General features: G+C 57.9%; 5 protein-coding genes. 2 read left to right on the forward strand and 3 right to left on the reverse strand.

Annotated elements, in window-relative coordinates; all coding sequences use genetic code 11:
- Positions 1-171: 171 nt before the first annotated feature.
- Together ABHR76_RS05225 and ABHR76_RS05230 are read left to right on the forward strand one after the other, a co-directional pair.
- On the forward strand, positions 172-3,948 hold the full coding sequence (locus ABHR76_RS05225) for a DUF4430 domain-containing protein (protein WP_346976982.1): 3,777 nt from the start codon (positions 172-174) through the stop codon (positions 3,946-3,948).
- A 9-nt stretch (positions 3,949-3,957) separates the two neighbouring features.
- Positions 3,958-4,866, forward strand: coding sequence for a DUF4430 domain-containing protein (locus tag ABHR76_RS05230; protein ID WP_346976983.1), 909 nt, complete (start codon positions 3,958-3,960; stop codon positions 4,864-4,866).
- A 164-nt stretch (positions 4,867-5,030) separates the two neighbouring features.
- Here the strand turns inward: ABHR76_RS05230 and ABHR76_RS05235 are convergent, their stop codons facing one another.
- The 3 genes from ABHR76_RS05235 to ABHR76_RS05245 all read right to left on the reverse strand — a co-directional run bounded on the left by ABHR76_RS05235 (position 5,031) and on the right by ABHR76_RS05245 (position 8,048).
- The gene (locus ABHR76_RS05235; RefSeq protein WP_022095123.1) at positions 5,031-5,438 is read right to left on the reverse strand and encodes a GtrA family protein; all 408 of its coding nucleotides are present in this window, start codon (positions 5,436-5,438) and stop codon (positions 5,031-5,033) included.
- A 219-nt stretch (positions 5,439-5,657) separates the two neighbouring features.
- On the reverse strand, positions 5,658-6,053 hold the full coding sequence (locus ABHR76_RS05240) for a GtrA family protein (protein WP_022095122.1): 396 nt from the start codon (positions 6,051-6,053) through the stop codon (positions 5,658-5,660).
- A 78-nt stretch (positions 6,054-6,131) separates the two neighbouring features.
- Positions 6,132-8,048, reverse strand: coding sequence for a fructose-1,6-bisphosphatase (locus ABHR76_RS05245; protein ID WP_055285767.1), 1,917 nt, complete (start codon positions 8,046-8,048; stop codon positions 6,132-6,134).
- Positions 8,049-8,384: the final 336 nt, after the last annotated feature.

Consider the following 8,384-nt stretch of genomic DNA (forward strand, 5'->3'; position numbering starts at 1 on the left):
TAAGGTTAAGTCGGATCGCCTCCCATCTTGCATGCGGCTGCGGCGTATGCCGCCGGTGTGCATAGGGCTCTGGAGGGAAGGGGGACCCCGATGGGGGAACTCGGGCGCAACATGCGCGATGACGTGGGGCAGCTTCAAGGCAACGCTCCAAGTACAGACAATAGGAGACAAATGGATATGTTTGAGGACGAGTGCCAGCGTGCCTCGCTTCGTCGCCGTGGCGTAATCGCGCGCGGCGTGGCAAAGCGCTGCCTGGTGGCATTCCTGGCCTTCGCGATGGCCTTCAGCACCACGCCGGCTCAGCTGTGGGCCGAGGGCGCCGAGGGCATTGCCGAGGCTGTGGCTCAGGCTACGACGCCGGGCGAGGACGCAGCGCTTGCGGGCGGTGCCGCTGAGCAGAGCGGCGCCGAGGTTTCGGATTCTGGGAGCGCGCCTGCAGCTAGTGCCGCCGCATCAAAGGCAGCAACTGGCGACGAAGGCTCGGCGACGGGGGAGAGCCCTGCCGCGAGCGAGCAGTCTTCAGCGGCATCCGCTGGCCAAGCAGGATCTGCCGCCGCGGCTGCCGTTCAGACAGAGAACCCGACAGAAACCGGCGATGTCGCCAAGAAGCAAGTCGAGGTCTCGTTCTCGATTATCGGCACCGATGCCGACGGCAAGGCTCAGACCTGGGTGGCACCCACGCAGCTCAAGCTCGACGAGGGCGCGACGGCTGCGGATGCCTTCGTTAAGCTGCAGCAGAAGACGGGCTTCAAGGCAGACTACGATCCGAACACGGCATACGGTTTCTACCTCAAAAGCATCACATCCCCGAGCGATGGCCGTACGCTTGCCTTCGATCCGACGACTTATGCCTTCTGGCAGCTGTTCGTCGACGGTGCGTCTTCCTCGGTTGGCGCGAGCAGCGTTAAGCTCACCCAGGGGCAGAAGGTTGAGTTTGCCTATACGGCTGGTAGCTCGTCCCCTGTCGTTAAGGACCAGGTTGCCGCAAATGTGACCGTCATTGGTCGCGATGCCCAGGGCAAGACTCAGACTTGGGTCGATAACGCGCAGTATGTGGTGACGTCCGGTTCGAGCGCACTTGACCTTACGAAGGTCGCGCTTGAGGCGAATGACATCGACGCCGTTGCTGCTGGCTCCTTCATTCTGAGCCTTAAGTACAACGGTGTTGAGCTGGGTACGCCCCAAGATTATTCGACCTATTGGCAGCTGTTCATCAACGGCAAGTCGAGCGACTACACGGCAGACAATGTCACCATTCATGCTGGCGATACCGTTACGTGGTTCTACGGTGGCTGGGGCGATAAGTTGCCGTCCGATTCCGTCCATGCTTCCGTTCAGGTCCTTGGTAAGGACAAGGACGGCAAGCAGCAGGTTTGGGCTTCGACGGGCCAGACGAGTCTCAAGGCGGGCTCTACTGCCAAGGATCTCCTTGAGCAGACCGGCCTTACTCTCGATGCTGGCGAATCGTCTTGGGGCTGGTTCCTCAACGGCATTACTTCGCCGTTCGATGGTAAATCCTATGGCTGGGACGCTGCGACCAATAGCTATTGGCGCTTCTACGTAAATGGCAAGTTCGCCGACGTTGGCGCCGGTGCCTACAAGCTCCGAGAGGGCGATGCCGTCACCTTTATGTATGGTGCTGACGCCGATGCCCTCCCCGGTCAGGTTCTTGGGTCCGTCGATGTTATCGGTCCCGATGTCAACGGCAACAATACTCGCTGGGGCTCGGCAAGCAATGTTTCTTTGCCCGAAGGCTCTACTGCCCAGAATCTTATTGAGACGGTCCTGAAGGCCAAGGGCGTTACGTACAACGGCTCCCAGAGTGGTGAGTACTGGTTCCTGAATTCCATTACTTCGCCGTTCGATCACAAGCCGTATGGCTGGGATGCTGCGACCAATAAATATTGGCACTTGTATATCAATGGAGAGCCCTCCTTACTCTGCGCCAATCAGATTACGCTCAAGAGCGGCGATAAGGTTACGCTTGCCTATACCACCGACGATTCGGCCATGCCCGATCCCGACAAGATTGTCGTGGACCCGAGTGCGACGGCTCCTGATTGGGATGCCGAGTGGACCGGCTACGGCAACAGTGGCAACGGTTCGACCGTAACGGATGCCAAGACGCCTGCGCAGGCCGCCGGTCTTAAGTGGGCCTTCGATTGGAAGGCCGAGTCTGGCCAGCAGTATGCCAACTGCAGCGAGCCTGTCATTGCTAACGGTTTTGTGTACATCGCGACCGAGAACGAGCTCATTAAGATCGATTCGTCCACGGGCAAAAAGGTTGCCTCTGCGCCGCTTGCCTCCAAGGTGAGCTACACCTCTCGTCCGATCTATACCAACGGCCTTATCATCGTTCCGCTCAACGGCGGTGCGGTCCAGGCGATTACTGCGGACAAGCTGATCTGCAAGTGGCTGACGCCTGGTTTGACGGACTTGACGCAGAGCTCCTGCACCGTGGTTTCGGACGGCGAGTACGTCTATGTTGGTACGGTCGATATTTCGTATGACGAGAACTACAACGCGACCTACGGCAACGGCTCCCTGAAGCGTATCAAGATTGCCACGGGCGAAGTCTCTTGGCAGAACATTGACCCTTCCGAGGGCTATTATTGGACTGGCGCTGCGCTGACGGATAAGTACACCATTGTTCCTACGAGCGCGGGCACGCTTAAGTGCATTGATAAGACGACGGGCGATGTCGTTTCGACCATGAAGCTCGGCGCTGTCGCAAATGCCGATTGCATTGCCGATCCGTCCAATGGTTCGACCTTCTATCAGATGACGCACGACGGAAAGCTCCATGTGATTTCGCTTTCGGCGAAGGGCGTGCTGAGTGAACAGAAGACGGTTGATCTGGGCCTTACGAATAATCTGAGCGCCCCTGCGGTGTCTGGTGACAATCTGATTGTCGGCGGACAGACGGCTACTGGCTCTGCTCTGGTTCTCTATAACCTGAAGACGGGTAAGACCACGATGGTCGCTGCTGCCGACGGCAAGGCGCTGCCGGCTGGCCTCAACGGTATTGCTGCTACTCCGCTGGTGAGTGTTCAGGGCGGCAAGACCTATGTGTACTTCACCGTTAACAGCGCGGATAGCAAGGATTACGTCAACTACTCTGCTGGTGGTGGCGTGTATCGCTATACGCTCGGCGATGCAGAGGCGACGCAGATTTATGATGCGGCTGGCCATTACCAGTACTGTGACTCTCCGGTCATTGCCGATGCATCTGGCAACCTGTACTACATCAATGACTCGGGCACGCTGTTCAAGCTCGGGGCCGTTGAGTCTTGGACGGTTGCCTTTAATTCCAACGGCGGGTCTGCTTGCGACACTAAGTTTGTTGCTACGGCCGACGGCAAGCTGGTCAAGCCGGCCGATCCGACGCGCGATGGCTACACTTTCGGCGGTTGGTATACCGATGAGACTTGCACGCAGGCGTATGACTTCAGTACGCCAGTGACGGCCGATATGACACTGTATGCCAAGTGGACCAAGAATGCCGTTAACCCTGGCGGCAATGGTGGTTCTGGCACTAATGGTGGCAACGGTGGCGCTGGCAACGGTTCCGGTGCTGGCACGGGCACGGGTTCCGGCTCCGGCACGAAGGGCCAGCAGGCCGGCGGCGCTATCGCCCCGGGTCATAAGCCGACGACCAAGACGACGGTGTCGACCAAGACCGAGACCAAGGACAACAAGTCCGACAAGAAGGACTCCGATAAGTCCGATAAGAAGGACGAGAAGAAGTCTGACAAGAAGGACAGCAAGTCCGACAAGAAGTCCGATTCCAAGTCCGATACGGGTGCTGCTTCCACGACCACTGCTAAGAAGTCCTCTAGTGCCTCCGAGCAGGAGGCTGGCACCAACCCGCTCGCCATTGTTGGCGTTGCCGCCGGCGTCATCGGTCTCGCCATCGTCGGCGTGTTCGTGTTCACCAAACGTCGGTAGGTGAGGGCTGTGTCCAATAAATCCAAGGACGCTGACCCCAAGCAACCAGATTCCTCGTTCATTCAGTTCGACGATACAAAGCAACAGGGCACCGCTTCGGCGGCGTCCGTCCCTCGTCGCAAGGCGCTCCTTGGCGTTTTGACTGCCGCGTGCACCATTCTGATCGTCGTCTCGCTGGGCTTCGTCCATCCTTCCGAGAGCGGCGCCTGGTCCATCGACTGGATCATTCAGGCCGTGACGGGGGAGAGCGTCGTCACCAAGGACACCAAGGCGTCTGGCTCGACTATGGCTTCGGGCGAGGCCAGTTCCGAGGACTCCAAGTCATCGAATGATGCAAAAGATGAGTCCAAGCATTCTGATGAGTCCAAGTCCAAGGACGATTCCGAGTCTTCAAACAAGGAATCGGATAAAAGCTCGGATAGCAAGAAGTCCGATGGTCAGGACGGCAAGAAGTCTGGAGATAAATCCGCTGCCCAGAATACGGGAGCCGGCGATACTCCCAATGTGTCTGGCGGTGCTTCTTCGGGGGGCGGTCAGTCGTCTGATGGAGCCTCCAGCTCTAATGGCGGAAACGCCTCCTCGGGCGGCCAGAGCGGCTCGCAGGAGTCCAGCTACATAACAGTGACGGTTTCGGTCACATCGAGCGCTGTGGGCAATCCTGTGTCTTCTGGTGGCACCTTTACCTTTAACGAAGGCGCTACCGTCTACGATGCCCTGTGCGCGCTGGGCCTTTCTGTCAACGCACATGGCTCGTCGTATGGCACGTATGTCTCCGCGATTGGTGGTTTGGCCGAGAAACAGTACGGCGGCACGAGCGGCTGGATGTACTCCGTCAACGGCTCAACGCCCATGACGGCCTGCAGCAACTACGTTCTCTCCAACGGCGACAACGTGGTCTGGTATTACGTTACAGGCTAGAGGCCTCGACATAGCGCGCCAGACGGGCGGTTCGGACAGACATCCGGGCCGCCCGCCCGTTTTTCAAGTGAATGGGACTGGGTCGCCGGGTCTTTCGGCAAACAAAAAAACCGGTTGGAACGGGAATTCCAACCGGTTATACATTCAAGCAAATAGTGAATCGACTATGACCGTGCGCCCTCGAGGAAGAAGCGGCGGCTGAAGTAGTTGTACCAGGTGACGAGGAACGTGGCGATGGCCTTCATGGCCTGGTAGCCGATGCTCAAAAACGTGACGCCCACAAACATGTACAGGTCGTTGAGGCCCAGGCCGATCACCGACAGGATGGTGAAGATCGTGAACTCGCGCTTGCGGCTCATGCCTTCGCGGTGGTCGAACACGTACTTCATGCTGAGCCAGTAGTTGACCACGACGGACGTGATAAACGAAACCGTGGTGCTCATCAAAAAGTCGAGGTGGAACAGCTCGACGAGCGCAATGAGCATGCCCCAGTCGATGCCAAAGGAGATAAGACCCACGACAGCAAACTTGAGGAACTGCTTGGTATGAGGTTGTGCCAGCGCCTTGCGCACGTAATCACATCCAATGCGTTGATGAATCGAGCAGAGGATACTTTAGAGCTTTTACAAGGGAAACGTAAGGTCTTTGCCAAGAACTATATGAACTCGCCAAATTTTCAAGAGCTAATCCGCAAACGTTGAAAATTTGCCCGTAAACGAGCGGCGCCCACGGACGATACTGCGCTGAGTGCACGTCGTCCGTGGGCGCCGTAATGCTGCAGGGGTTTCGAGCTACTTGGTCTCGTCGCCCTCCAGGAAGATTTTTCGGGTCACAAAGTTGTAGACCATGACAAGCGCGGTGGCGCAGATCTTGGCGATATTGGCCTCGAGTCCCAGGCCGGCGTTGAGCGCCAGCACGATGCCGTCGTTGAGCACCAAACCGATCACGGACAGCACGACAAAGATGATGAACTCGCGGCGGCGGCTCATGCCTTCCTTGTGCGCAAACACGTACTTCATGCTTGCGAGGTAGTTAAAGATGAGTGAGATGATAAAGCCGCTGGTGTTGGCGATTAGGATGTTGAGGCCCAGACCGTAGTGGAGCAGATTCATAATGCCAAAGTCGATAACCGTGGCAATGACACCGACGACGCCAAATTTCATGATCTGCGCAAGGAGCTTTTGCATGGTACCTGCCTTAGGGTGGCGCGGGGACGCCGTGGGGATGACAAACTCAGCAAGTTTAGCCAATCCCCGCGGGTGGGGCTAGACGCGCTCTTCGATAGCACCGTTTCTATATGCATCGAGCAGCTGGCGCAGATCCTGGATCTGGCTGCGAATCTTGGCGCCAGTATCGGTGTCGCTCACCATGCGGCGACGGTCTGCTTGGTCAAAACGGTTGGTCTCGCTTTCGATGTCCACGTTGCGCGTGAGTGCCTCGGCAACCGTCGTAAAGGCCCGGTGCGACTTGAGGCGGCAGCCGCGCGAGCTCGAGATGAGCGTATAGCCGGCGATACCCGTCTTGGGATGGTAAGCGCGGCAGAAGCCGCCATCGATGACCAGCAGCTTGCCCTCGGCGCGGATGGGCTGCTCGCCCTTGGTGGTTTTAACGGGCGTGTGGCCGTTGATGATGTGGCCGGTCGGCGAGCATGCCATGGGCGCGACGCCAAACTCGCGCATGATATCATCGCAGACCGAGGGCGACTTGGTAAGCGTAAAGTACGGGTCCATCGGCTCGACCCAGGTGCTCTTATCGGCGATATAGGCGCGCTCAAAGGTACGCACCAGGCGTCCGCTGGCGGGTGAATTGAAGCCAATCCACAGGTACCACATCCAGTCGAGGGCATCGCGGTCGCCCACGCGCCACGCGCGGCGGGCGATGTGGTCGCAAAAATCGAGATAATCGCGGCCAGCGTGCCAGGTGCCCAGGCAGTTCATGCTGCTAAAGGTGCCGTCTTCGTTGAGCGGAACGCAGCCGTGGAAGAGCAGGTTGCCGTTGGCGACCTTGTACATCGAGCCGTGGGTGTAGAGGAAATCGATATGGCGATGCAGGTGATCGGCGGTTACAAACTCGGACACGAGCTTGTCGATGATGTGCTGCTCCTGAGACGTGAGCGTGTAGGGGTCCGCCGGGTCGACGGTGGGGAAGTCGTTGGTCGTGAGCGGCCACACGCTGCCGTCGGCGAGCGTGACCGTGCCGGTGTCGTGGTCGATCTTGTCGAGTAACAGGCGGTCGGTCATATCGAACTCGGGGTGGCGCTGGATAATCTGGCCCTCGAGCTTAAAGAGCAGCACGTTGATGGCCTTGATCAGCGGGGTGATGGACTCACCGGCGGTGTAGGTGGCATCGGCAAAGGCGACAAGCTCACGCAGCGAGATGCCGTAGTCGTTCTCCAGGATCTCGTAGTTGTCGTAGCGTAGGTTGTTGCGCAACACCGTGGCGATGCAGGCGGGCTCACCGGCCGCAGCGCCCATCCACAGCAGGTCGTGGTTGCCCCACTGGATGTCGAGCGAATGGTAGGTGAGCAGGCGGTCCATAATCTTGGCCGCGCCGCCGCCTCGGTCGAAGATATCGCCCACCAGGTGCAGGTGGTCGACGGCCAGGCGCTTGATGAGCGAAGCGAGCGACTCGATAAAGTCGTCGGCGCTGGCGGTCTCCAGGATGGACTCCACGATGCGCTCGTGATAGCGCACGCGATAGTTGTTCTCGTCCGGGTGCGTGTGCAACAACTCGTCGATGATATAGGCGTAGTCGCGCGGGATGGCCTTACGCACCTTGGAGCGCGTGTAGCGGCTTGAAAGCGAGCGAGCGACCATGATGAGCTGGTCAAGCATCGTCTTGTACCAGGTGGGCGAGTCCTCGCGCCGGCTGCGGACCAGGTCGATCTTCTCGCGCGGATAGTAGATGAGCGTGCACAGCTCGCCCTTCTCGTCAAAGGAGAGCGTGTCGCCAAAGATCTCGTCGACATGCTCGCGCACGACGCCCGAGCAGTTGTTGAGGATGTGCATAAAGGCTTCGTACTCGCCGTGCACGTCGCTCATAAAATGCTCGGTGCCCTTTGGCAGATTGAGGATGGCCGAGAGATTGATAATCTCGGTAAACGCGGATTGTTCGGTGGGAAATTGTCTCGACAGCAGGCGCAGATACTTAAAGTCTTGCGGGTTGCGATCGAATGCGACCATGAAACACCTTCCGATGGGGCTGGTAAAACTGATAAACAGCGTCAAACGTTTATCAGTATGCGCCGCTTTTGTTTCGATTGGGGATGGGCGGCCGAATTGTTAGCCGAACGGTTTGGTAAATCGATTTAGTGGAGGTAGATATGGCGGTTGAGTGGAGATGATAGAGGGTGTTTTCTCAGATATTTATGCGTGGGGTCGGTGGAAACGATGGTGGTAAAGATGTTCGCTATTTTTGGTTCGATTTGGTAAATAGTGGACATATGTACCGTATGTAGGCTCACTGTGCGATAATTTGCGCAGCAATGAGTAAGGAGCCTCATATGAGTGATTTTGTCC

This window comes from Collinsella aerofaciens, assembly GCF_039752985.1.
Taxonomy (GTDB): Bacteria; Actinomycetota; Coriobacteriia; order Coriobacteriales; family Coriobacteriaceae; genus Collinsella; species Collinsella aerofaciens_BT.

What these genes read in the sequence shown, in the direction of transcription:
- ABHR76_RS05225 (WP_346976982.1), top strand. Translation starts at nt 172, where the DNA reads ATGGATATGTTTGAGGACGAGTGCCAGCGTGCCTCGCTTCGTCGCCGT.
- ABHR76_RS05240 (WP_022095122.1), bottom strand. Translation starts at nt 6,053, where the DNA reads ATGCAAAAGCTCCTTGCGCAGATCATGAAATTTGGCGTCGTCGGTGTC.
- ABHR76_RS05245 (WP_055285767.1), bottom strand. Translation starts at nt 8,048, where the DNA reads ATGGTCGCATTCGATCGCAACCCGCAAGACTTTAAGTATCTGCGCCTG.